At 61.8% G+C, this 23,658-nt stretch carries 20 protein-coding genes; 12 read left to right on the plus strand and 8 right to left on the minus strand.

The features are described 5' to 3' along the window. Positions 1 to 316: 316 nt before the first annotated feature. From ACU8HS_RS24120 to ACU8HS_RS24155, 8 genes are all read left to right on the plus strand, one after another. Entirely contained in the window at positions 317 to 1,921 is a 1,605-nt protein-coding gene (locus ACU8HS_RS24120) for a GH39 family glycosyl hydrolase (protein WP_113412803.1), read from the plus strand. Positions 1,922 to 2,284: 363 nt separating this feature from the next. Further along, a complete protein-coding gene (locus tag ACU8HS_RS24125) occupies positions 2,285 to 3,169 on the plus strand; it encodes a dihydrodipicolinate synthase family protein (RefSeq protein ID WP_112703055.1) in 885 nt (294 codons plus the stop codon). Positions 3,170 to 3,192: 23 nt separating this feature from the next. Further along, complete coding sequence (locus tag ACU8HS_RS24130) at positions 3,193 to 3,852, plus strand: GntR family transcriptional regulator (RefSeq protein WP_112571150.1); 660 nt, start codon at positions 3,193 to 3,195, stop codon at positions 3,850 to 3,852. Between the two features lie 51 nt (positions 3,853 to 3,903). Beyond that, positions 3,904 to 5,235 carry an ABC transporter substrate-binding protein gene (locus ACU8HS_RS24135; RefSeq protein ID WP_112703054.1) on the plus strand — a complete coding sequence of 444 codons (1,332 nt, stop codon included), beginning with the start codon at positions 3,904 to 3,906 and terminating at the stop codon, positions 5,233 to 5,235. Beyond that, positions 5,235 to 6,173, plus strand: coding sequence for a carbohydrate ABC transporter permease (locus ACU8HS_RS24140; RefSeq protein WP_112571154.1), 939 nt, complete (start codon positions 5,235 to 5,237; stop codon positions 6,171 to 6,173). The genes ACU8HS_RS24135 and ACU8HS_RS24140 overlap by 1 nt, the downstream gene beginning before the upstream one ends. Further along, on the plus strand, positions 6,173 to 6,994 hold the full coding sequence (locus tag ACU8HS_RS24145; RefSeq protein WP_112571156.1) for a carbohydrate ABC transporter permease: 822 nt from the start codon (positions 6,173 to 6,175) through the stop codon (positions 6,992 to 6,994). The genes ACU8HS_RS24140 and ACU8HS_RS24145 overlap by 1 nt, the downstream gene beginning before the upstream one ends. Positions 6,995 to 7,019: 25 nt before the next feature. After that, positions 7,020 to 8,075: a sn-glycerol-3-phosphate ABC transporter ATP-binding protein UgpC gene (locus ACU8HS_RS24150; protein WP_112756341.1), complete on the plus strand. Its 1,056-nt coding sequence runs from the start codon at positions 7,020 to 7,022 to the stop codon at positions 8,073 to 8,075. Next, a complete protein-coding gene (locus tag ACU8HS_RS24155) occupies positions 8,072 to 9,058 on the plus strand; it encodes a PfkB family carbohydrate kinase (RefSeq protein WP_447016362.1) in 987 nt (328 codons plus the stop codon). Before ACU8HS_RS24150 ends, ACU8HS_RS24155 begins: the two co-directional genes overlap by 4 nt. 4 nt (positions 9,059 to 9,062) lie before the next feature. Here the strand turns inward: ACU8HS_RS24155 and ACU8HS_RS24160 are convergent, their stop codons facing one another. Together ACU8HS_RS24160 and ACU8HS_RS24165 are read right to left on the minus strand one after the other, a co-directional pair. Continuing rightward, entirely contained in the window at positions 9,063 to 9,734 is a 672-nt protein-coding gene (locus ACU8HS_RS24160; RefSeq protein WP_112703051.1) for a GntR family transcriptional regulator, read from the minus strand. 26 nt (positions 9,735 to 9,760) lie between these two features. Continuing rightward, positions 9,761 to 10,786, minus strand: a complete 1,026-nt coding sequence (locus ACU8HS_RS24165) for a Gfo/Idh/MocA family protein (protein ID WP_447016363.1) — start codon at positions 10,784 to 10,786, stop codon at positions 9,761 to 9,763. Positions 10,787 to 11,007: 221 nt separating this feature from the next. On the opposite strand from ACU8HS_RS24165, the gene ACU8HS_RS24170 reads away from it, so the two are divergent. The 4 genes from ACU8HS_RS24170 to ACU8HS_RS24185 all read left to right on the plus strand — a co-directional run bounded on the left by ACU8HS_RS24170 (position 11,008) and on the right by ACU8HS_RS24185 (position 14,558). Then, complete coding sequence (locus ACU8HS_RS24170; protein WP_447016364.1) at positions 11,008 to 12,720, plus strand: IlvD/Edd family dehydratase; 1,713 nt, start codon at positions 11,008 to 11,010, stop codon at positions 12,718 to 12,720. Then, positions 12,717 to 13,589: an amidohydrolase family protein gene (locus tag ACU8HS_RS24175; RefSeq protein ID WP_447016365.1), complete on the plus strand. Its 873-nt coding sequence runs from the start codon at positions 12,717 to 12,719 to the stop codon at positions 13,587 to 13,589. Before ACU8HS_RS24170 ends, ACU8HS_RS24175 begins: the two co-directional genes overlap by 4 nt. A 114-nt stretch (positions 13,590 to 13,703) precedes the next feature. Continuing rightward, a complete protein-coding gene (locus tag ACU8HS_RS24180) occupies positions 13,704 to 14,054 on the plus strand; it encodes an MbcA/ParS/Xre antitoxin family protein (protein WP_112703047.1) in 351 nt (116 codons plus the stop codon). Between the two features lie 9 nt (positions 14,055 to 14,063). After that, positions 14,064 to 14,558: an RES family NAD+ phosphorylase gene (locus ACU8HS_RS24185; protein ID WP_447016366.1), complete on the plus strand. Its 495-nt coding sequence runs from the start codon at positions 14,064 to 14,066 to the stop codon at positions 14,556 to 14,558. Positions 14,559 to 14,613: 55 nt separating this feature from the next. Here ACU8HS_RS24185 and melA (ACU8HS_RS24190) read toward each other — a convergent pair whose 3' ends face one another. The 6 genes from melA (ACU8HS_RS24190) to melA (ACU8HS_RS24215) form a co-directional block, all read right to left on the minus strand. Then, a complete protein-coding gene (gene melA / locus ACU8HS_RS24190; protein WP_112571172.1) occupies positions 14,614 to 15,978 on the minus strand; it encodes an alpha-glucosidase/alpha-galactosidase in 1,365 nt (454 codons plus the stop codon). 22 nt (positions 15,979 to 16,000) lie between these two features. Further along, on the minus strand, positions 16,001 to 17,668 hold the full coding sequence (locus tag ACU8HS_RS24195) for an ABC transporter ATP-binding protein (protein WP_447016367.1): 1,668 nt from the start codon (positions 17,666 to 17,668) through the stop codon (positions 16,001 to 16,003). Between the two features lie 10 nt (positions 17,669 to 17,678). Continuing rightward, positions 17,679 to 18,812, minus strand: coding sequence for an ABC transporter permease (locus ACU8HS_RS24200; protein ID WP_447016368.1), 1,134 nt, complete (start codon positions 18,810 to 18,812; stop codon positions 17,679 to 17,681). 1 nt (position 18,813) lies between these two features. Then, the gene (locus tag ACU8HS_RS24205) at positions 18,814 to 19,821 is read right to left on the minus strand and encodes an ABC transporter permease (protein ID WP_447016369.1); all 1,008 of its coding nucleotides are present in this window, start codon (positions 19,819 to 19,821) and stop codon (positions 18,814 to 18,816) included. A gap of 114 nt (positions 19,822 to 19,935) precedes the next feature. Further along, positions 19,936 to 22,023 (minus strand): ABC transporter substrate-binding protein, encoded by a 2,088-nt coding sequence (locus ACU8HS_RS24210; protein ID WP_377313010.1) that lies wholly within the window; start codon positions 22,021 to 22,023, stop codon positions 19,936 to 19,938. 119 nt (positions 22,024 to 22,142) lie between these two features. Beyond that, on the minus strand, positions 22,143 to 23,609 hold the full coding sequence (gene melA / locus ACU8HS_RS24215; RefSeq protein ID WP_113499811.1) for an alpha-glucosidase/alpha-galactosidase: 1,467 nt from the start codon (positions 23,607 to 23,609) through the stop codon (positions 22,143 to 22,145). Between the last annotated feature and the right edge of the window lie 49 nt (positions 23,610 to 23,658).

Genomic DNA, 23,658 nt, shown 5'->3' on the forward strand with positions numbered 1-23,658 from the left:
TTCCGGCGAAAGCGTCCGCATAGGGGTCCGACGACCCTTATGACTCCTCCGGACGTCCAGCTTCGCCTTAGCAGTTATCGACAATTTTTCACCTGACGGCAACAGGAAATTTTTAGAATGTCAAAAAACTCTCGTAATTTCGGCATTTTTTCCATCTGCCGGAAAGTGTCATTTTTTATATTATTGACAAAATGACCATTTCGCATAGCTTTTGCGACGAGCGCGGCACCCTCCCAAGACAGCCGCACCTCATCACCACATTGGTCGGTTGGCCTTCGGGAGGAGGCTGAGGCATGACCGTTCAAGAGGAAAGACGATGACGAGTTCCTATGACGTGACCATCAACGTTCACGCCGCAAGACCAACCGGACCCTACAAACCGTTGTGGAACTGGTTCGGTTATGACGAGCCGAACTACACATATTCGCCGCACGGAAAGAAGCTTCTGAAGGAGCTGACCGAGCTCAGCCCCGTCGCGCCGCGCATCCGCGCGCATAATCTTTTGACCAGCGGCGACGGCAAGCCGGCCCTGAAATGGGGTTCGACCAATGCCTACACAGAGGATGCAAACGGCAATCCGGTCTATGACTGGACCATCATCGACCAGATTTTCGACGCCTATGTCGAGGCCGGCAACGTCCCGCTGATCCAGATCGGCTTCACGCCCGAAGCGCTTTCCGATTTCGACGGTCCCTACAAGCATCATTGGGAGCCGGCCGACAAATATGCGACGATCACGACCGGCTGGACCGCGCCGCCGAAGGACCTGAAGAAATGGGGCGACCTGATCGAAGCCTGGGCACGGCATCTGGCCGATCGTTACGGCGAGGACGTCGTATCCTCCTGGCCGTGGGAAGTCTGGAACGAGCCTGACGGTCACTACTGGACCGGCACCATCCCGGAATTCTGCGCCATGTACGATGCGAGTGCCCGCGCCGTAAAGCGCGCCTTGCCGAAGGCACGCGTCGGCGGCCCGCACACGTGCGGAGCATTTGCCAACGAAAAGGCACAGACCTTTCTGCGCGCCTTCCTGCGCCATGTCGTCGAGAACAAGCCGCCGCTCGATTTCATCGCCTTCCACGCCAAAGGCAATCCCGTCATTTTCGACGGGCACGTCCGCATGGGCCTGCACAAACAGCTGCGCGACATCGAGACCAACCTTGCCATCATCAACGAGTTCCCGGAGCTTCGCCACCTGCCCGTCATCATCGGCGAATCCGATCCGGAAGGCTGCGCCGCCTGCTCGGCCCGCGTCCACCCGCAGAACGGCTACCGCAACGGCCCGCTCTACGGCGTCTATGTCGTCGAAAGCATGATCCGCACATACGAACTCTCGCGCCGCGCCAATATCGAAATCGAGGGCGCGGTGACCTGGGCCTTCCTCTTTGACGACCAGCCCTATTTCGACGGTTTCCGCGATCTCGCGACCAACGGCATCGACAAGGCCGTACTGAACGGCTTCCGCATGCTCGGCAAGCTCGGCGGCGAATGGCTGGAATCGGAGAGCGACTATCGCCGCGACATCGAGGACATCATGAGCCACGGCGTTCGCGACAAGCCCGACGTCAACGTCGTGGCGACGCGCGACGACAAGGGAGTCTCGGTTCTCGTCTGGCACTATCACGATGACGACGAGGCTGGCCCGGCCGCCAATGTCAGCCTTTCCATCGACGGATGGGGCAGCCGGCCGGCCTCGCTGAAGCACTTCCGCATGGACGAGCAGCATTCCAACTCCTTCCGCGTCTGGAAGGAAATGGGCAAGCCGCAGGATATCGGGGGCGCCGACTACGCCCGGCTCGAAGCCTCAGGCAAACTCGCCGAGATCGGCAGCGAGGCATCGGTTTCCGTCAGGGACGGCAAGATCGGTCTCAACTTCACCCTGCCGCGTCAGGGCGTGTCTCTCCTGCGCCTGGACTGGTGAGACGGCAGGCCAAAGGGAGCGCAACCCTCCAAGTTGCGCTCCCTGATCCCAGAAGAGATCGGACAAGCGCCCTTCCCCTTGATCCCGCGCACCGCGACAGCCGTTCGCTGACGGAAAGATAGACCGTCCGCCGGCCGATCCACGCCTTTGCCGCACATGGCCTGCCGCGCGCCACATTGTAATATGCGCCCTGACATACCGGCCCGTTCGCGGCCGCACCGGCAATGGCCCGCCCCCTGAACACGGCGGCAATCTGCCCCGACAATCCACAGCCCTCACCTCGACATCTGCCATTCACGACAAAAAGGTTTACAGTCGATAACTGACATGTTAGCCATTCGATACTGACATGAAGGAGATTTATTGGTGACGGGGTTTGGTTTGTCGGTCGCGTTGGCGACGCCTTTTGAAGACGACGGCGCGATTGCCGCCGAGGTCATGCTCGCTCAGGCAAAGCGGAGCCTGGATTCGGGCTGCGCCAGCGTCACGCTGTTCGGAACGACCGGCGAAGGCGCCTCCATCGGCAGCCAGGAGCGGCAGCGCATCCTCGACACTTTCATCGCCGCCGGCATCCAGCCGCGGCAGATCGTCGTCGGCGTGCTGGTCGATGCCGCCGAAGATGCGGCCGAGCAGGTTTCGCAGGCCTTGTCGAAGGGCGTGCGCAATATCCTGCTTGCCCCACCCTCCTATTTCAAGAATGTGAGCGACGACGGCATCTTCGCCTGGTTTGCGGATGTGTTTGCGCGTGTGGGCGATACGGCGCGTGACGTGCTGGTCTATAACATTCCTTCAGTAACGATGGTCGCGTTGAGCGTCGATCTTGTCAGCCGTCTGCGAAAGGCCTTCCCCTCCGTCGTCACAGGCGTCAAGGATTCGTCCGGTGACTGGCCCTATACCGAAGCGCTGCTGCGCCAGCACGGCGACCTCATCATTCTGATCGGTGACGAGCGCCACCTCGCCAAGGGTGTGCGCATGGGCGGTCAGGGCGCGATTTCCGGCATGGCCAACTTCGCGCCGCACGAAGTCCGCGCCATGGCTGTCGATGGCCATGACGATCCGCGCGTCGAACACTTTGTCGCAGAGCTTCTCAAGCACCCCGTCACGCCAGCCGTGAAAGTCATGGTGTCAAAGATGACGGGCGATGATACATGGCTTGCGGTTCGCCCGCCTTTGACGTCGATCTCGGCTGACGGTCGGCGCGAGCTTACCCTTGCCTTTGACGCACTTTTCCGCACAAAGGCAGCGTAGCGCTTATGTACGAGGAGAGCCCGATGGATGGAGCCGACGAACAGCCGACGCTGAGAGAGAAAGCTTACGAGAGCTTTACCCGGCATCTGCTGGCGCGCGACGTCCGCCCCGGGCAATTCGTCTCCCAGCGCAGGCTGGTCGAACTGACCGGACTGACGCTTGGCGCCATCCGCGAACTCATTCCGCGGCTCGAAGCCGAGGGGCTCATCAAGACCGTGCCGCAGCGCGGTCTGCAGATTGCCCATATCGACCTCAATCTCATCCGCGAAGCCTTCCAGCTCCGGCTTTTTCTCGAAAAGGAAGCTGTCGGGATCTTCACGGAAACGGCAAGCGACGAGACCATTGCCGCACTCCTGAAGGAACATCGCGAGATCGTCGCGGCGATCGAAGGCGGCAATCATTCGCATGAACTGGAAGTCCACGCCCAGGCCGTGGACTGGGGCATGCATGACGCCTTTATCGATGCGTTGGGCAACACCATCATTTCCAACGCCTACCGCGTCAACTCGATCAAGATGCGTCTGATCAGCCAGGAGCGCTTTCGCATCGACGGGCGCGTCGGCCCGGTCATGGGCGAACATCTTCGCGTGCTGGAGGCAATCGAACAAAGGAATGCGCAAGAGGCCGTCGATGCGCTTGCCGCACATATCAACCACGCACGAAGCCGTGCGCTGAGAATTTAGACCGACGCCTGCGGTGAGGAGATCGCAGGCCACACAGAGGAGGAGAACAGCATGTCATCATCATTCATTCGTCCGACGCGTCGAAACTTCCTGGCGGGTTCCGCAGCCATTGGTGCTGCCGGCCTGCTCGGCATCAAGCCCGCTTCGGCAGCCGTCGACTGGAAGCGCTTTGCCGGAACGACGCTCGAGGTCAACCTGGTCAAGAGCCCGCGCAGCGAAACGATCCTGAAATATCTGAGCGAATTCGAAGAGCTGACCGGCATCAAGGTCAATGCGGAGGCCACGCCCGAGCAGCAGCAGCGTCAGAAGACGACGATCGAACTCAGCTCGGGCAAGCCGAGCTTCGACGTCGTCCACCTCAGCTACCACGTCCAGAAGCGCCAGTTCGAAAAGGGCGGCTGGCTTGCCGATATCAGCGGCTTCGTCAAGGATCCGTCGCTGACCGACCCGTCGCTGGTCGAGAGCGACTTTGCCGAAGCCGGCCTTCAGTTCGCCAAGGATTCGCAAGGCGTGCTGCGCTCGCTTCCCTTCTCGGTGGACTACTGGATCGTCTACTGGAACAAGGAACTCTTCGAGAAGAAGGGCCTCTCCTACCCCTCGACCTTTGATGAGATGGTCAGTGCCGCCGAGGCGCTGACGGACCCGTCGTCCAATACCTACGGCTTCGTCGCCCGCGGCCTCAAGAATGCCAACGTCCCCGTCTGGACGACCCTGCTGCTCGGCTATGGCTCGACGCCTCTCGGCCCGGACGGAAAGCTGCGCACGACCTCGGACGAAGCTGTCGAAGCGGCAAAACTCTATCAGCGGCTGATGACGAAGGCCGCACCGGTCGGCGTTTCCGGTTTCAACTGGGCGGAAGCGCAGTCGGCCTTCCTGCAGGGCAAGGTCGGCATGTGGCTCGACGGCGTCGGTTTTGCGCCGCCGATCGAGAACCCGGAAAAGTCGCGGGTTGTCGGCAAGGTCGGTTACGGCGTCATGCCGAAGGGACCGAAGGCGCAGGCGGCCGCAACGACGGGCGACGGCATCGGCGTGACGGCGGCGAGCAAGAACAAGGAAGCAGCCTATCTCTTCTGCCAATGGGTCATTTCCCACGATATGGGCGCGCGGCTGCTGCAGGCGGGTGCCGGCGTTCCGTTCCGCAACTCGGTTCTCGAGGACCCCAAGGTTCGCGAAGGCGTTACCATGCCGAGCAGCTGGGTCGATGCCGTCGCCGGCTCGGCAAAGGTTTCGCAGCTCGCGCTGCCGGTCATCATCCCGGTTACAGAGTTCCGCGACATCTACGGCGTCGGCCTGACCAACATGATCGGCGGCGCCGATCCGGCAGCGGAACTGAAGGCGGCAACGGCGCAGTTCGAACCGGTACTGGCCCGAAGCGAGGGATAATGGCATCCGTGAGCATGGACACCGCGCGGTCTGAAGACACCGCACATGGAAGGAGCAAGCCTGGAAGGCTTGCTCCGAACTACTGGCCCTTCGTTGTCCCGGCGCTGGTCGTCATCGCCGCGGTCATCGTATTTCCCTGGGTGTTTACGCTCTGGATGAGCGTGAACAGCTGGACCCTGGGCCAGCCGGTGGTTTTTGCCGGCCTGGACAATTACACCCGGCTGCTGGTGGACATGCGCTTCTGGGAGTCCTTGTGGCACACAGCGCTCTATACGCTGCTTGCCGTCGTCGCCCCGCTGTTTTTGGGCACACTCGCCGCCCTGATCTTCGACGCGCAGTTTCCCTTCCGCGGATTGCTGCGCGGCGTCTTCGTCATGCCGATGATGGCGACACCCGTTGCCATCGCGCTCGTGTGGACCATGATGTTCCATCCGCAGCTCGGCGTGCTGAATTACCTTCTGTCGCTTGTCGGCATCGGGCCGCAGGAATGGATCTACAACCAGAAAAGCGTCATCCCCTCGCTCGTGCTGGTCGAGACCTGGCAGTGGACGCCGCTGATCATGCTCATCGTCCTGGGCGGGCTCGCCGCCGTTCCGCGCGAGCCCTATGAAAGTGCCGAAATCGACGGGGCAAACGCCTGGCAGAAGTTCCGCTACCTGACCCTGCCGATGATCGCGCCCTTCCTGATGATCGGCGTCATCATCAGAAGCATCGATGCGGTGAAAAGCTTCGACATCATCTACGCGATGACGCAGGGCGGCCCCGGCACGGCGTCCGAAACGATCAACATCTATCTCTACAACACGGCCTTTTCCTACTACGACATCGGCTATGGATCGGCGATGGCGGTTGTCTTCTTCATCATCATCGTCGCGCTTTCCTTCGTGCTGATGATGGTCCGGCAGCGCGCCAACTGGTCCGACACGGAGACACGCTGATGAAACGCAAGACGATCGACCGTCTCGGGCTGCTGTTTGTCGCCCTCGTCATGGTCTCCCCGGTCATCCTGTTTTTCCTCTGGATGATTTCGCTCTCGCTCAAATATGAAATCGACAACGGCGCCTATCCGCCGATCTTCATTCCCGAGCGTTTCGCATGGTCGAATTATGTGAAGGTGTTCGAGGAGAACAATTTCTTCCTCTATTTCTGGAACTCGATCCTCGTGACCGGCGGCGCAACCCTGCTTGCGCTGCTGATCGGGGTGCCCGCCGGCTACGGCATCGCGCGGCTGAAGGCCGAACGCTCTGCCATGGTCATCATGATCGCGCGCATGACACCCGGCCTGTCCTTCCTCATTCCCCTGTTCCTGCTGTTCCAGTGGCTCAACCTTCTCGGCACGCTCTGGCCGCAGATCATCATCCACCTCGTCGTGACCGTGCCGATCGTCGTCTGGATCATGATCGGCTATTTCGAGACGACGCCGATGGAGCTTGAGGAAGCAGCCAGCATCGACGGGGCGACGTCCTGGCAGGTGTTCCGTCTGGTGGCGCTGCCGATCGCCAGGCCCGGCATCGTCGTCGCCTTCATCCTCTCCGTCATCTTCTCCTGGAACAACTTCGTCTTCGGCATCGTGCTTGCGAGCCGCGAAACCAGAACCCTGCCCGTGGCCGTCTACAACATGCTGTCCTTCGAGCAGGTCAGCTGGGGGCCGCTCGCCGCAGCCGCGCTCATCGTCACCCTGCCCGTGCTGGTGCTGACGATGTTTGCGCAAAAGCAGATCGTGGCGGGCCTGACGGCTGGTGCCGTCAAGGGCGGCTGACGCGGGCACTGAAAGGACCATCAACATGGCAAATGTGAATATTCGAAACGTCCAGAAGCGCTTTGGTGCCGTCAACGTCATCAGGGACATCAGCGTCGATATTGCCGACGGCGAATTCGTCGTGCTCGTCGGCCCGTCCGGCTGCGGCAAGTCCACCCTGCTGCGCATGATCGCCGGCCTTGAAGAAATGAGCGACGGCGAAATCCGGATCGGTGCTCGTGACGTCAGCAACCTGCGGGCGCGCGACCGCGATATCGCGATGGTTTTCCAGAACTATGCGCTCTATCCGCATATGAGCGTCGCCGACAATATGGGCTTTGCCCTGAAGCTGAAGAAGGCCGATGCTTCGGAGATTTCCGAGCGCGTCAACAAGGCCGCCAACATTCTCGGCCTCGAAAAGCTGCTCGACCGCTATCCGAAGCAGCTTTCGGGCGGTCAGCGTCAGCGCGTGGCCATGGGCCGGGCGCTGGTACGCGATCCGCAGGTCTTCCTGTTCGACGAACCGCTTTCCAATCTCGACGCCAAACTGCGCGTGCAGATGCGCGCCGAAATCAAATCGCTGCATCAGCGCATCAAGACCACCACGATCTATGTCACCCATGACCAGATCGAGGCAATGACAATGGCCGACAAGATCGTCGTTCTGCACGATGGCGTCATCGAACAGGTCGGCGCGCCGCTGGAACTCTATGACCGCCCCGCCAATCTCTTCGTCGCCGGCTTTATCGGCTCGCCCTCGATGAACTTCATCGACGGCAGGATCGAGGAGGGCGTGTTCCGCACGCAGAAGGGCCTCGTCCTGCCGCTGCCGGAAAACATCAAGAGCGCACCGCCCGCAGGTGAGCTCGTCTACGGCATCCGTCCCGAACATATCCGCGCCGGCCAGGGCGGAATTGCCGGCCGCGCCGAGATCGTCGAGGGAACCGGATCGGAAATCTTCGCCAAGCTCGACTGCGGCGGCGAAGAGATTTCCTGCCTCTTCCGCGAACGGCTGGCGATTGCTTATGGCGATACCGTCTCGATCTCCATCGATCCGGCAAGTGTGCACCTGTTCGACAAGTCGACTGGCCGGCGCGTTTGAACACGACTTTTCCCGATCCGGACCGCAGGCAGCGCCACGTGCTGTGCGTCGGCGCGGCCGTGCTCGACACGCTGTTTCGTGTCCGGACGATTCCGCAGGCGCCGGGCAAGGTCCTGCCCCATGATATGCTGCAGGTGGCCGAGGGCATGGCGTCCAGCGCGGCCTATGCGATTGTCCGCCTCGGGGGCCTGGCAAGCCTGTGGGGCGCCGTCGGCGGCGATCAGGCCGGCCAGCAGATCCTGTCGGAACTGGAACAGGCCGGTATCGATGTCAGCGGCAGCGCACGGGTGGCCGGCGCCCGTTCGGCCGTTTCGACGATCCTCATCGACGACGATGGGGAAAGGCTGATCATCCCCTTCTACGATCCACGCCTGCATGAAGATGTCAGGACGGTCACGGCCGGCGATCTCGCGGCATTCAATGCCGTCATGGTCGACGTGCGCTGGCCGGCTCTCGCCCTCAAGGTCCTTCAGGCTGCGCGGACGGCGGGAAAGCCTGCCATCCTCGACGGAGATGTCGCTCCGCCTGATATCATCGACATGCTGGCGAGACATGCCGACCATATCATCTTTTCGGAGCCGGCCGCCTGCAGCCTTTCGCAGGTCGACGATCCGGCCGGCATGGTGCCGTTCCTCAAAAGGCAATATCCGCAGGCATTGGTCGTCGTCACGGCTGGAGAGCGGGGCAGCTACTGGTGGAACGACGAAACGGCAGGCGTCGCGCATGTGCCCGCATTTCGGGTCAGGACGGTCGATACGCTCGCGGCCGGGGACATTTTCCACGGCGCCTATGCGCTGGCGATCACAGAGGGATTGGCGACCGATGCCGCCATCCGGATGGCCTCTGCCGCCGCCGCATTGAAATGCAGCACCTTCGGCGGGAGGCTTGGCGCGCCGGAACGCGCCGCGGTCATGGCCCTCCTTGGCGAGGGAACGCATGGCCCGCTCGCGTCGGCCGGTACGATCGCCGGCCCACCCGGTTAGGCCGTCAGTTTTCGCTCACATAGGCAAGATAACGCTTCTTGCTGGGCTGCAGGTGATCGACGCAGAGCTGTGCGAGGACCCAATTGTCCCTGCCCTTCAGCATCTCGATCATCAGCCGGTGATGCTCGTGCGAGATGCGCAGCGATTCCTTGCTGGACATGGAGTTGGCGCGCACCGGCAGGCTGAGGCGCATGTAAAGCTCGATCGACTGGACGAGATGGGAATTGCCGCAAGCGCTGAACAGCGTCAGGTGAAACTTGTCGTTCGTCTCGTGTACGCCGCGCAGGTAGCCGGATTCGACGTGCCGGCCGTGCTCCTCGTGCAGCGCCGTCAGCTCGGCGATCAATTCGTCGGGCGCGGGCAAGGGAATCCAGAGGGCGGCCTGACGCTGCAGCAACTCGCGCACGTCGTAGATTTCCTGCACCTGCCGCGGGGTCAGGGAGCGCACGGTCGCCCCCTTGTTGCGCTCGCGCACGACAATGCCCATCGTCTCCAGCTGGACGATCGCCTGGCGGGCGAAATGTCGGGTGACGTGGAAGCGCGCCAGCAGCGTATCTTCGGTGAGCCGCGTGCCGGGCGCCAGCCGCCCGAAGATGATGTCTTCCTCGAGCGCACGCGCGATGCTCAGATCGTCGTGTTCGATCTCGTCCTCTCTGATATCGTCAAGCGTCTGCATCCATAATCCTCCGGCGGCAAGCCATCTTATCGCGGTTTGTGTCGAGCGTCGAACCGGCTCAGCCGGTAGATGTCCTCGACCAGCGCCAGTGTCCTGATATTGTCGGCAGGCATCGTCTCCATCACCACACGGCCATCCAGCCCGTCGAGGAAATGGGCAATCGTTGCGTCATAGGCGCCTTGATAGACGGCATCCGCATCGAACTCTTCCTCGCGCTCGGCCCGGCCCCTGGCCGACAGACGGCTTCCATACAATTCCAGCGTCGCCTGCGTCCCGAATATCCGCAGATGATCGCGCGGCGCCGGCGGCGCGCCATGCACCGCCAGATTGGCGTTTACAGTGACGATTGCCCCGTCGTCCAGACGGCGCAGCACGACCGAAGCCACATCTTCTGCAACAATATCGTCATTGCTGCGTTCGAGCCGTGCGGCCACCACCTCCAGTTCGCCGAGCAGATAACGCAGCGTATCGAGATGATGGATCATCACCTCCATGACGAGCAGCCGCTGCTGCCTGCGGAAAAACGGCTGGCGGATGAGCGCCGGCCTGTTGCCCTCGGCATCGGCAATCATGCCGCTCGAGAAGAATTCGAACTGGACCTGCCTGATATCGCCGGCAATACCCTCCTCCAGCCAGGCCTTCAGCCGGCGGTAATAGGCGCGAAACCGCCAGTTCTCGTGCACCATCAGGCGGATCGCTTCCGGCAGCTCCGCAACGAGCGCCGCCGCCTGATCGTAGTCCGGCGCCAGCGGCTTCTGGCAGAGAATATCGAGACCTCTTTGCGCCGCCAGCCGGACCAGCTCGACATGAACCTCACGCGGCGCGCAGATATCGACCGCATCGAGCGCTTCTTCCGCCAGCATCGCTTCTGCGCTCGCATAAGTCCTGGCAATGCCGAAGGCCCTGCTTCTGGCCGCGCTTGCCTGCGCGGCAGGATCGGCGATCGCCACGACCTCGGCGCGCGCCGACTGCTTCATCCAGGCAGGCAGGTGATATTCGCTGACCCAGCCGGCGCCGATAATTCCCACCCGCCTTCGTTTGATCTCTGCCATGACTGCTCCCGTCTCATTTTATCGATAATTTAAACGTCGTCAGTGGAAATGCCAATGCGTTGCAGCGATCAAAAAACGAAAATATGTCGAATTATCTTGGCTTTTCTACCATTCACCGCTTCAAGCGCAGCGATAGGCAAGAATGCCGACGCATCTTCTTTATTGACAATCCTGCATATCCCACTAGGCTTGAGCTCAATTTAAGGGATAAGGGAGGAACAATGTCGAGCGGTCTTCGTCGCAAGCTGACGAGTTACGGCGATCAGGGTTTTTCCCTTTTCCTCAGAAAGGCCTTCATCAAGGCGATGGGCTATTCGGATGACGCTCTCGATCGGCCGATCGTGGGCATTGCCAATACCTATAGCGATTTCAATCCGTGCCACGGCAATGTTCCGCAGCTGATCGAAGCCGCCAAGCGCGGCGTCATGCTGGCCGGCGCCATGCCGATGGTCTTCCCGACCATGTCCATTCACGAGAGCTTTGCCTCGCCGACCTCGATGTACCTGCGCAATCTGATGGCGATGGAGACCGAGGAGATGATCCGCGCCCAGCCGATGGATGCCGTGATCCTGATCGGCGGCTGCGACAAGACATTGCCGGCACAGATCATGGCGGCGGCCAGCAGCGAGATCCCGGCGATCTTCCTGCCGACCGGGCCGATGGCCGTCGGCCATCACAAGGGCGAAAGGCTGGGCGCCTGCACCGATTGCCGCCGTTTCTGGGGACGCTTCCGCGCCGGCGAAATCGACGAGGCGGAAATCACCGACGTCAACAACAAGCTCGCAAGCTCGGTCGGCACCTGTACTGTCATGGGCACAGCCAGCACCATGGCCAACCTGACCGAGGTAATGGGGCTCTGCCTGCCGCGGGCAGGATCGGCACCTGCTGCCGAATCCGAGCGGGTGCGGCTTGCCGAAGAGACCGGCCGCGTCGCCGCCGGGCTCGCCGCCAAGGAAGATGCGCCGACCGTGCGCGATATCCTCACACCCGCCGCCATCCGCAACGGCCTCGTCGCGCTGCAGGCAATGGGCGGCTCGACCAATGCCGTCGTCCATCTTGCAGCCATTACCGGGCGGCTCGGCCTTCGCCTCGACATGGCCGAGCTCGACAGGCTCGGCAAGATCATCCCGCTGCTTGTCGATCTGCAGCCCTCCGGCCAGCACTATATGGAGCAGTTCCATGAGGCCGGCGGCGTGCAGGCGCTGCTGAAGGCGGTGCGCCACGAGATCGACGGCAGTCAGCGGACGATCTACGGCAAGACGATCGGCGAGGTGATCGACGCGGCTCCCGATGAGCCCGGCCAGACCATCATCCGCACCGTGGAAAAGCCGCTGAAGCCGATCGGCACAATTGCCGTCCTCCACGGCAACCTGGCGCCGCGCGGCGCCGTCATCAAACAATCGGCGGCATCGAAGGATCTGCTGCAGCATGAAGGGCGAGCGGTGGTCTTCGATTCCGTCGAGGACATGGCCCTGCGGATCGATAGCGACGACCTCGACGTCAGCCCGGACGACGTTCTCGTGCTGCGCAATGCCGGCCCCAGGGGCGCGCCGGGCATGCCGGAAGCCGGCTATCTGCCGATCCCGCGCAAGCTTGCGCGCCAGGGCGTGAAGGACATGGTGCGCATCTCCGATGCCCGCATGAGCGGCACCGCCTTCGGGACGATCGTGCTGCATATCGCCCCGGAAGCAGCGGCGGGCGGACCGCTGGCGATCGTCAGAACCGGCGACCGAATTCGCCTCGACGTCCGGGAAAGGCGCATAGACCTTGCCATTGACCCGGCCGAATTCGACCGGCGTGTGGCCGAGCTTGGAAAAGTACCGGCCGCCGGGCCGGCGCGCGGTTATGCCAAGCTCTATCATACGCATGTGCTGCAGGCCGACGAAGGCGTCGATTTCGATTTCCTCCAGCATGAGGAGTTGGAAGGGAAATGAGCCTCGCGGACAATGAAGCGCCACTCTGCCTGCCGCGCCTGCCGCTGGCGCGTCTTCCCGCAAAGCCGCTGCCACAGGGCACGATCGATACGCATTTCCATGTCTTCCGGTCGGGCGCGCCGCTCAACACGCCCCGCAGCTATACGCCCCGGATCGCGACGACCGCTGACTGGATTGCCTTCGCCGACAGGCTCGGCATCGCCAGGGGCATCCTCGTGCAGCCGAGCGTCTACGGTCTTGACAACCGGGTTCTGATCGAGGCCCTGGCCGCCTTCCCGGAGCGCCTGCGCGGTATCGTCGTCATCGAACCCGAAACAGGCTCCGACGAGATCGCCCGGCTGGATCTGCTCGGCGTGCGCGGCGTTCGCATCAACACCCGCAACAAGGGCGGCTTGCCGCTGGCGGCCGCCGAGAGGCTTGCGGCAACGATCCGCGATTTCGGCTGGTCGCTGCAGCTTCAGGTCAGCCCGGACCAGATCGATGATCTTGCCGGACGGCTGCCGTCTCTCGGCATCCGCTTCGTGATCGATCACATGGGTTTCATACCGCTCGCCGACGGCGCATGGCGCCAGCACCTTCCGGCGCTGCAGCGGCTCGCCGATCATCCCGGCGGCTATATCAAGCTGACGGCTCCCTATCGGCTGACGCGTGAGCCCGGCTATGCCGGCTTTGCCGAAGTGGTGCGCGCGCTTGCGGCCAGCCATCCGGAAAAACTGCTCTGGGGCAGCGACTGGCCGCATACCGAGCTCTGGAACGACATGCCCGACGATGCCGACCTGATCGACGGCATGCAGGAGGCGATCGGCGAGGCCGCGCTTGCCCGCAGGATTTTTATCGAAAATGCCGAAACGCTGTTCTTCGGCCGCTGAGCGCGAAGGCGGCCGAAAAGATTGGCCAGCAATACCGGCAAAAGTAGCGAGATCATTGAACGCTGCCTGTTTTGACGCTATATAGTGTCAGTAATAGCGGCATGGAGATGGGTCATGGGCTTGGCACAATATGCAGATGACGGGCTGTTCGCCCCCCGCAAGATTGCCGATGCCTTCCGCACGACCAGCGAGGAGATTGCCCGCACCGCCGGTCTCGGCAAGGATGCGATCCAGCGCAAGGACCGACTGCGCTCGGACAAGACGCAGCGGCGGCTGCGCGAGATGATCGAGGTCGTCAACAAGGTCGAACCCCGCTTCGGATCGGCGCTGATGGCCTATGCCTGGTATCGTTCCGAACCCCTGTCGGGCTTTTCCGGCCAGACGGCGATGCAGCTCGTTCGCGACGGGCGGGCGGAGGAAGTGCTCGACTATATCGATGCGATCGATGCCGGCGTCCACGCCTGATCCCGGCCGATGCGCTACGAAGGAAAGCTCTATCGCGCGCTGAACCCGATCTATGCCCGCCAGCCGCTCTCCGGCCGCGGCGCGGAGCTTTATGGCGGTCGCTTCAATCCCAAGGGAATGCCGGCGCTCTATACGTCGCTCTCGGTACTGACGGCGCTCAGGGAGGCCAATCAGGTCGGCAGCCTGCAGCCGACGACACTCGTCTCCTACGAGGCCGATATCGAACGCGTCTTCGACACGAGGGACGAGAGCGCCCTCCACGCGCTCGGCATCGATGCCGCGGCACTTGCCTCACCAGGCTGGCGCGATGAAATGAGGGCCAAGGGCGAAGCGAGGACGCAGGCTTTTGCCCGACACCTCGCATCCGAAGGCTATCACGGGCTGCTGGTCAGGAGTTTCGCGCCCGCAGCGAGAGCCGAAGATATCAATCTCGTCCTGTGGCGGTGGGGCGACAAGGCGCCCTGCCGGCTGACCTTGATCGACGACGAGGGCAGACTGTCCTGACCGTGCAAGCCATCAGCGCCGGCCATCATTGCCGGCGCTGATGGTCTTTCGCACCTCAGGCGGCGCGTACCTTGTTCGGCCGTGCCCATTCCGGCAGCCAGTCGCCATGGCTGGCGAGCAGTTCGTCAACCAGCGACCAGATCTGGTCGAGATCGAGTTCGGCGGCCGTATGCGGGTCCATCATCGCGGCATGATAGATATGTTCGGGATTTTCCGTCATCAGTGCCTGAACCGTCAGTTCCTGGACATTGATGTTGGTGCGGATCAGCGCCGTCAGCTGCGGCGGCAGGTCACCGATGAAGGTCGGCTGGATGCCGGAAGCATCGACGAGGCAAGGCACTTCTGCCGCGCAATTGGCCGGCAGTGAAGTGATGCAGCCATTGTTGCGGACATTGCCGTAGATGACCGAGGGTTCGCCGGTCCAGACCGAATTGATGATCGAGGACGCATATTCCTTCGACGGCTTGACTTCGATCGTGTCGGCAGACCGATAGGTCTCCGCCTGCCCCTTCCAGCGGGCGATCTGTTCGATGCAGCGCTTCGGATATTCATCGAGCGGAATGCCGAACTTCTCGATCAGGTCCTCGCGGCCTTCCTTGATGAAGTAAGGCGTGTATTCGGCGAAATGCTCCGAGCTTTCGGTAACGAAATAGCCGAGACGCGTCAGCATTTCGTAGCGCACCTTGTTCGGGCAGCGCGGATTCCAGCCGGGCTTCGGCGCGCGGCCCTCGCGGTAGGCGCGCACCAGATCGGGATAAAGGTTCTTGTAGGAACCGTCCGGCTGGCGATGCTCGAATTTCAGGTAGAAGGCCATGTGGTTGATACCGGCCGAGCGGTAGCGGATCTCGTCATAGGGGATGTCGAGATCGTGGGCGAGTTCCATCGCCGTGCCCTGCACGGAATGGCAGAGGCCGACCTGTTTGATATCAGGGTATTTCTCGGCAATCGCCCAGGTATTGATCGCCATCGGGTTGACGTATTGCAGCATGATGGCGTTCGGGCAGACGGCGCGCATATCCTCGCAGATCTTCCAGAGATGCGGCACGGTTCTGAGGCCGCGCATGATGCCGCCGACGCCGAGCGTGTCGGCAATGGTCTGGCGCAGGCCATATTTCTTCGGCACTTCGAAATCGGTCACGGTGCAGGGCTCGTAGCCGCCGATCTGGAAGGCGACGACGACGAAATCGGCGCCCGAGAGCGCCTTGCGCTGATCGGAATAGGTCTCCGCCTTCGCTTTCACGCCAAGCGTGGAAATCAGCTTGTTGACGACGATGGCGCTTTCTTCCAGCCGCTGCGGATTGATGTCCATGAGCGCGATCGTGGCCCCCGACAGCGCCGGACGCTGCAGGATATCGCCGACGATATTCTTCATGAAAACGGTGGAGCCAGCTCCGATGAACGCTATTCTGGGATTTGCCATATGAACCTCCGGCATTCTGAAATCAGGCTACCTCGAAAGCGGCTTTGACGAGCCGTTCGGTGTAGGGTGTCTTGGGATTGGAAAGGACTTCGTTGACAGGTCCCTCTTCCATGATCTTGCCGTGCTGCATGACGATGACACGGTGGCAGAGGGCACGCACGACTTTCAGGTCGTGCGAGATGAAAAGGTAGCTCAGACCCCGCTCGTCCTGCAGCTTGCGCAACAGCTCGATGATCTGCGCCTGGACGGAGAGATCGAGCGCCGAGGTCGGCTCGTCGAGCAGGATGAATTCCGGCTCCAGCGCAATCGCTCGGGCAATGGCGATGCGCTGGCGCTGGCCGCCGGAAAATTCATGCGGGAAGCGTGAGAGGATATTGCCGGGCATGCCGGCGGCGACCAGGGCCTCGCGCACACGGTCGAGACGTTCTGCCCTGGTGGCGCCGAGCTTGTTGACGATGAGCCCCTCCTCGATGATCTGGCCGATCGTCATGCGCGGATTGAGCGAGGCGAAGGGATCCTGGAAGGCGACCTGCATACGCGAGCGCAGAGGCCGCATTTCCGCCCGCGACTTGCCGTGGATCGGCTGCCGGTCGAAATAGATCTCGCCATTGTCCGTATCGCTGAGCCTCAGCAACGCCTGGCCGAAGGTGGTCTTGCCCGAACCGGATTCGCCGACGAGGCCGAGCGTCTCGTGCCGCCTCAGCGTCAGATTGAGGCTATCGACGGCGACCAGCTCGCGCAGCTCCGGTTTGAAGAAACCGCCGTGGCGCATCATGAAGGAAACGCGCACACCGCGCGCATCGAGAATGATATCCGACCCCTCGGGCAGCGGATTGGCCTGGCCGCGCGGCTCGGATGCGAGCAGATGCTTGGTGTAGGGGTGCTGCGGATTGGCGAAGAGCTGTTCGGTCACATTGTGCTCGCGCATCTCGCCATGCTGCATCACGTAAACATAGTCGGAGAATTTGCGCACCACGGTCAGGTCATGGGTGATGAGGATCACCGCCATCCGCAATTCCTTCTGCAGGTTGCGGATGAGATTGAGGATCTGTGCCTGGACGGTGACGTCGAGCGCCGTCGTCGGTTCGTCGGCGATCAGCACATCGGGATCGTTGGCGAGCGCCATGGCGATCATGACGCGCTGGCGCTGGCCGCCGGAAAGCTGATGCGGGTATTGGCGCAACCGCGCCTCAGGATCGGGGATCTGCACCTGATTCAGCAGCTCCAGCGCCCGTGCCTCGGCCTGCCTGCGGCTCATCTTGCGATGAACCCGGATCGCCTCGACGATCTGGCTGCCGATCGTGTAGATCGGGTTCAGCGAGCTCATCGGCTCCTGGAAGATCATCGAGATGCGGTCGCCGCGCAGCCTGCGGCGGGCCTTCTCGGAAAATTTCAGGATATTGGCGCCATCATATTCGACGCTCGAGCGCGGCGAGATGACCGCGCGCTTGGAAAGCAGGCCCATGACGGTGCGCGCCGTCACGGATTTTCCGGAGCCGGACTCCCCGACAATGGCGATCGTTTCGCCGCGATAGAGCTGGAAGGAAATGTCCTTCACGGCTTCGACGGTGCCGTGCTCGACCTTGAAGTTCACGCCGATATTGCGCGCATCGATAACAGGGCTTTCCGTGCGGCTATCGTGATCGTGACGGACGGGCGGGGCGAAGGAACTGACGAGAGCGAGAGCCATCTTCATCACCTCAATAGGGATCGACCGCATCGCGCAGACCGTCGCCCAACGCATTGAAGGCGAAGACGGTGATCAGCACGAAGGCGACGGGAGCGAGAATCCAGGGGTAGGTTCCGATGACGGAATAGTTGGCCGTATCCTGCAGCATCAGCCCCCAGGAAATCAGCGGCGGCTTTACGGCAAAACCCAGGAAACCAAGGAAGGATTCAAGCAATACGACGCTTGGAATATGGATGGTGACGGCTACGATCACATGGCTCATCACATTCGGGAAGATGTGCTGGAAGATGATGCGCCGGTCCGTGGCACCGACCGCCATTGCCGCCCGCACATATTCGATACGCGCCAGCGCCAGCGTCTTGCCGCGCACCTCGCGCGACATCTGCGCCCAGCCGAGCGCGGACATGACGAAGATCACGAAGGCGAGGAAGACATTGGTCGGCGCCGTGATCGGGATCAGTGAGGTCAGCGCGAGATAGAGCGGCAGCTGCGGGAAGGCGAGCACCAGTTCGACGAAACGCTGCACCCAGACGTCGAAGGCACCGCCGTAATAGCCGGAGACCATGCCGACCGTCGTGCCGACGACGGTGACGATGAAGACCACCGTCAGCGCGATCATCAAGGAAATTCGCGAGCCGATGATCGCACGCGAGAGCACATCACGGCCAAACTTGTCGGTGCCGAGGAAATGCACCGGCTGACCATCGGCCGAACCGAAGAAATGGCGATTGGCGGGGATGAGGCCGAGCAGATTGTAATCGGCACCCTTGACGAAGAAGCCGAGCAGGCGCGGATTGTCATAATCCAGGCCGACGATCGGCTGGAAGGTGACGGGATCAAGCTCTTCGGAATCGGCCAGCGCATAGACGCGCGGCCAGACGAGATTGCCTTCCTTGTCGTGGATGCTGACGAGCTGCGGCGGCGCGAAGCCGACATCGGTCGCCTTCGGGTCCATCGGCGCGAAGAAATCGGCAAAAAGCGCCATAATGATCAGGAGGCCGACGAGGATCAGGCCGATCATGCCGGTCCAGGAGCGCCGCAACCGGCGCCAGACCAGCGCCATGTAGCTCTCATTACCGTGGCCGGCGTTCTTGACCGTCTCCTCATGCGGCGGTGGCGGCGTGGAAGAGTCGAAGGCAAACATATCAGGCTCCTCCATATTGACGGACCCGCGGATCGAGCATGGCAAGCAGCATGTCGGCGATGATATTGCCGACGATCAGCGTCGCCGAGAGCACCAGCATGAAGGTCGCGGTGACATAGACATCGCCGATCGCCATGGAACCGACGATGGCCGGACCGACGGTCGGCAGGGTGAAGATGATCGCGGTCTCGATCTCGCCCGTCAGCATGTAGGGAAGCACGACACCCTGATACATGACGAGCGGATGCAGCGCGTTCGGCACGGCATGGCGCATGACGACCGCGCCGCCCGAAAGACCCTTGGCGCGCGCCGTCTCGACATACTGAGCGTTCAGCGTATCCAGCAGATTGCCGCGCATCACCCGCATATTGTAGGCGAGCCCGCCGAAGGTGGCGATCGCGACGACCGGCCAGACGTGGCTGACAAGATTCATGAATTTCGCCCAGGACCACGGCGCCCCGCCATATTGCGGCGAGAAGAAACTGCCGATCTCCGTGACGTTGAACTGGAAGACGAGCAGATAGACGATGATCAGCGCCATGAGGAAGCGCGGCACCGTCATGCCCAGAAACGAGATGCCGGATAGGAGGCTGTCGATCCAGCTATACTGGCGGGTGGCCGCCCAGATGCCGAAGGTAATGCCGAGAATGGATGCGAAGATGTGGCAGACCAGCGCCAGAGCCAGCGTGCGCGGCAGGCGCTCGCCGACCACATCGGCCACCGGCTTGTTGTAATACATGCTGTAGCCGAAATCGCCTTCGGTCACGATGCCCTTGATCCAGTTGACGTACTGGACAACGAGCGGCTTATCGAGGCCATGCTCGACACGGTAGGCCTCAGCCTGGGCATCGGCCTGGGCAAAGGAGGCTCCGCCCTGATTGATCAGCTGTGAACGGATATAGTCTGCATAATCTCCGGGCGGGGCCTGGATAATGGCAAAGGTCACTACGCTCAGGATGAAGAGGACGGGGATCGCCGAGGCGATGCGCATGAGCAGGAATCGTAACATCGGACGGTTCGCTTCTCCTTGCCGTCAGCCGCTCGTCTCCAGCGCGGCCGGCTTGTTGGTTCTGACCGGCCGCGCGCATCACGCGCGGCCGGAATTTCTTCTTTCGGGAGGGAGCTAGTTAATCGGACCCTTGTCGCCGGGCTTGCCGGGCAACTGACCGGGGAAGAGTTCGTACTTGCCCTGCTTGTCGGCGGCGACCCACAGGCGTTCGCGGATGACGGAGTCTTCGGCCCAGTTGAACATCATGATCGGCGTGCCCTCAGGGATGTTCGAGAAGCGCTTGTTGATGATCAGCGCGCCCGGATATTCCGTCAGGCCGACGGTGTCGACATGCTCCGTCGCCGTCTTCTGGTACTGTTTCATCAGCGCTACACGTTCGTCATTGTCCTGGCTGGCGCGGAACTTGTTGACGATGTCGGCAAGTTCCTTCTCGTAGGGCATGAGATCGAGCTGGTCATCCTTGCCGGCGCGGTGATGCCAGCTGGTGCGCGGGCCGACCGCGGCAAGCTGCTCGGTATTCTGCACCACGGAGGCAAGTTCGGACGCATTGCGCTGGATCAGCCAGTCGAACTGGCCGGCATAATGCGCATTGTCGCGCTTCGGACCGTCGAGGGCATTGATGATGACCTTGAGCCCAAGCTTTTCCATCTGGCCGACGACGCCTTCGGCCAGGCTCTTGTCGGTGGCGTAGCCGTTGTTGACGAGAAGCACGATCTCGACATCCTTGCCGCCTTCGGTTCCGGCCGGGAAGTTCACGAAGCCGTCGCCATCCGTATCTTTCAGGCCCACCTTGGCAAGCAGCGCCTTGGCACCCTTGAGATCGAAGGGATAATAGACGGTCGAGTTGCGATCGTAGAAGCTGGTGCCCGAAGACAGGCCGCCGGCATAGATCGCTGTGAACGGACCCTTGACGAGGGAATCGCCGATAGCCTTGCGGTCGATCGCCATGGTCACGGCCTTGCGGAAGTCCTCGTTGCGGTTGAGTTCGCGGATCGCCTGGCCGCGGGCGTCGGGATCACCCCAGCCGTTGGCCGAGAGGTTCATGCGCAGGTTATAGCCGATGAGACGCGGGCCGAAGGCAAGACGCGCCGGAGCGGTCTTTTCGGCGGCACGCTTCAGCGAGGCGACGAAATTTTCCGGCTGCTCGAGATTCGAGAAGTCGGCCGAGCCGGCAACGGCCTGCACGTCGCGGTCGGCCCAGGTCGAGAGCTTGTACTGCAGCTCGTTGAGGTAAGGCAGCTGGTTGCCCTTCTCGTCGACCTTCCAGTAATAGGGATTGCGGCGCATGACGATGATATCGTCAGGCCGGTATTCGACCGGCACCCAGGCCCCCATGACCGGCATGTTCATGAATTCCGGCGGGAAGGCGTTCTTGAACTGGTCGTAAGTGTTCTTCGAATATTTCGGATGCTGCGGCTTCAGGATATGCGAGGGACCCGGGCAGAAGTTCGGGTAGGCCATCGTATAGAGGTATTGCTTCGGGAAGGCTTCCTTGAAGGTCCATTCGACGGTGTAGTCGTCAATCTTCGTGAGCGTCGTGCCTTCACCGAAAGCTTCCGGCGATGCGCCGCCGCCAAGCGGCGACACGTTCGGATCGATAACCTCGTCTTCCCAATAGAACATGACGTCGTCGGCATTGAACGGCGCGCCGTCGGACCATTTGGCCCCTTCGATCAGATGCATGGTGAGCTTGTGGCCGTCCTGCGACCACTCCCAGCCCTTGGCGAGGTTCGGCAGCGGCTCGGTATCCTTGGCTTCCACCTGGAAGAGCGGCGCAGTGCGCGTCAGGCATTCGGAGAGACCGATATCGATGCCGCCCCAGCCCTGCGTCTGGCCTGCACCGTAATTCCAGCCCTCCGGCCGGCCGCCGATGACATGGCGCATCACGTCACCATAGACGCCGGTGCCGTCAGGCATGTTACCGGTCTTAAAGACCAGCGGCTCCTTCGGCAGGCGATCCTTAACCGGCGGCAGCTTGCCGCTGTCGACGAAATTCTTCGTCACCCAGTCCGGCTCGTGATATTCCGGCAGCGCCTTGAACTCCAGGATGGAGTCGCGCGACACATATTTGATCTTGCCTTCCGCCGGGAATGCCGGCGGGGCCGGCGGCACCGTCGGCTCGGATGCATGGGCATTCAGGGCCGCGACTGAAACGCCAAGCGCCAATCCCGCCAGGATGCCGATTTTACGGAAATTCGTCATCGTCTCTCCCTCTTGTTCCGGAGCGCTCGCACGCGTCTCCGCTTCTCCTCAAACATGATGACGGAAGCTCGAGTGCGACGGCCTTCCTCCCGAAGACCCCGCAGCCTCCTTCACCTGATCTAGACGGCCTGCTTCAGCGCCGCCTTTTCGACGCGAAGCTCCTCAATGGAGCGGACATGGCGGCGTGCTGCCCCTTCCCACTCCCTCGTCTTCACCTTGGCGTTCGCCAGCCGCTCCTTCGCGGCCGGGACGGCATGCGCATATTGCGGCAGCCAGCGGGCCTGGGCGACGACCATCTCATCGACCATCTGCCACACCTCTTCCGGCGTCGAGACGGCTCCGACAAGCGGATCGTGCAACACGGCGAGCTTCAGCAGATCGATATCACCCGCGATAGCGGCATGAACCGACATGCGCTGGACATTGATCGACGAAATGCAGGTTGCCGCGCAGGCTTCCGGAATGGTGATGCCGGAGACCATGTTGATGCCGAAGCGATCGACGAAGCCGGGCGACTCGATGATCGCGTCCGACGGCAGGTTGGTGATGACGCCGGTATTCTTGACGTTGAAGTGACCGCGATAGACACGACCGGTCTCGAGCGCCTCAAGGATATGGCTTGCGTGTTCGTTGGAGCGCTTGGCCGGATCGATCGGCTTTTCGGCAGAGGCAAGGAACTGCGGGAATTCCGTTTCGAACCAGTTGCGGGTCTCGGTCGAGTGGCGCAGATAACCGCCGGTCTCGCCGTGGATCCAGTCGGACATATCGATCCAGCGGGTAATTTCCTCCGGCCGTTTGCGGTACCAGGGCAGGTATTCCGAGAGATGGCCGTTGCTTTCGGTCGAATAGACGCCGAAGCGCTTCAGGACGTCGATGCGCAGCTTCTCCTGCTGCGAATAGACCGGATGCGCCTCGAAGGCGGCAACCAGCTCGTCCTTGCCGATCTTGCGGCCGTTCAGGCGCAGATCGACGAACCAGGTCTGGTGGTTGATGCCGGAGCAGACATAGTCGAGTTCGCTCTGCGACCTGGCGCCGAGCACTTCGGCGATCTGTTCTGCACCGTGCTGGACGCCATGGCAGAGGCCGACCGTATCGACCTTGCCATATTCGATGGCGGCCCAGGTGTTCATTGCCATCGGGTTGGCATAGTTCAGGAACTTGGCCCCCGGTGCCGCCACCTCGCGGATATCCTTGCAGAAATCGAGGATGACCGGAATGTTGCGCTGGCCGTAGAGAATGCCGCCGGCGCAGATCGTATCGCCGACGCACTGGTCGATGCCGTATTTCAGGGGAATGCGGATATCGTCGGCATAGGCTTCCAGCCCGCCGACGCGCACGCAGCTGATGACGTAACGTGCGCCTTCGAGCGCCTTGCGCCGGTCCGTCGTTGCCGTCACCCTGGTCGGCAGCTTGTTTGCCTCGACGATCTTGTCGAGAATGGCCTTGATCATCTGAAGGTTATGTTCGCTGAGGTCGGTCAGCGCGAATTCGATATCCTTGAATTCCGGCACGCAGAGAATGTCCGTGAACAGCTTCTTGGTGAAGCCGACGCTGCCTGCCCCGATAATAGCGATTTTGAAACTCATATCCTTCACCTCGATCCGATCAAATGCTAGGGAGAAAGACAGCAAAGGA

The organism is Rhizobium sp. KDH_Rht_773_N, assembly GCF_052946295.1.

Coding starts and splice junctions, on each gene's coding strand:
- ACU8HS_RS24120 (WP_113412803.1), top strand. CDS start 317: ATGACGAGTTCCTATGACGTGACCATCAACGTTCACGCCGCAAGACCA.
- ACU8HS_RS24130 (WP_112571150.1), top strand. CDS start 3,193: ATGGATGGAGCCGACGAACAGCCGACGCTGAGAGAGAAAGCTTACGAG.
- ACU8HS_RS24135 (WP_112703054.1), top strand. CDS start 3,904: ATGTCATCATCATTCATTCGTCCGACGCGTCGAAACTTCCTGGCGGGT.
- ACU8HS_RS24140 (WP_112571154.1), top strand. CDS start 5,235: ATGGCATCCGTGAGCATGGACACCGCGCGGTCTGAAGACACCGCACAT.
- ACU8HS_RS24145 (WP_112571156.1), top strand. CDS start 6,173: ATGAAACGCAAGACGATCGACCGTCTCGGGCTGCTGTTTGTCGCCCTC.
- ACU8HS_RS24150 (WP_112756341.1), top strand. CDS start 7,020: ATGGCAAATGTGAATATTCGAAACGTCCAGAAGCGCTTTGGTGCCGTC.
- ACU8HS_RS24160 (WP_112703051.1), bottom strand. CDS start 9,734: ATGCAGACGCTTGACGATATCAGAGAGGACGAGATCGAACACGACGAT.
- ACU8HS_RS24165 (WP_447016363.1), bottom strand. CDS start 10,786: ATGGCAGAGATCAAACGAAGGCGGGTGGGAATTATCGGCGCCGGCTGG.
- ACU8HS_RS24170 (WP_447016364.1), top strand. CDS start 11,008: ATGTCGAGCGGTCTTCGTCGCAAGCTGACGAGTTACGGCGATCAGGGT.
- ACU8HS_RS24175 (WP_447016365.1), top strand. CDS start 12,717: ATGAGCCTCGCGGACAATGAAGCGCCACTCTGCCTGCCGCGCCTGCCG.
- ACU8HS_RS24180 (WP_112703047.1), top strand. CDS start 13,704: ATGGGCTTGGCACAATATGCAGATGACGGGCTGTTCGCCCCCCGCAAG.
- ACU8HS_RS24185 (WP_447016366.1), top strand. CDS start 14,064: ATGCGCTACGAAGGAAAGCTCTATCGCGCGCTGAACCCGATCTATGCC.
- melA (WP_112571172.1), bottom strand. CDS start 15,978: ATGGCAAATCCCAGAATAGCGTTCATCGGAGCTGGCTCCACCGTTTTC.
- ACU8HS_RS24195 (WP_447016367.1), bottom strand. CDS start 17,668: ATGGCTCTCGCTCTCGTCAGTTCCTTCGCCCCGCCCGTCCGTCACGAT.
- ACU8HS_RS24200 (WP_447016368.1), bottom strand. CDS start 18,812: ATGTTTGCCTTCGACTCTTCCACGCCGCCACCGCCGCATGAGGAGACG.
- ACU8HS_RS24205 (WP_447016369.1), bottom strand. CDS start 19,821: ATGTTACGATTCCTGCTCATGCGCATCGCCTCGGCGATCCCCGTCCTC.
- ACU8HS_RS24210 (WP_377313010.1), bottom strand. CDS start 22,023: ATGACGAATTTCCGTAAAATCGGCATCCTGGCGGGATTGGCGCTTGGC.
- melA (WP_113499811.1), bottom strand. CDS start 23,609: ATGAGTTTCAAAATCGCTATTATCGGGGCAGGCAGCGTCGGCTTCACC.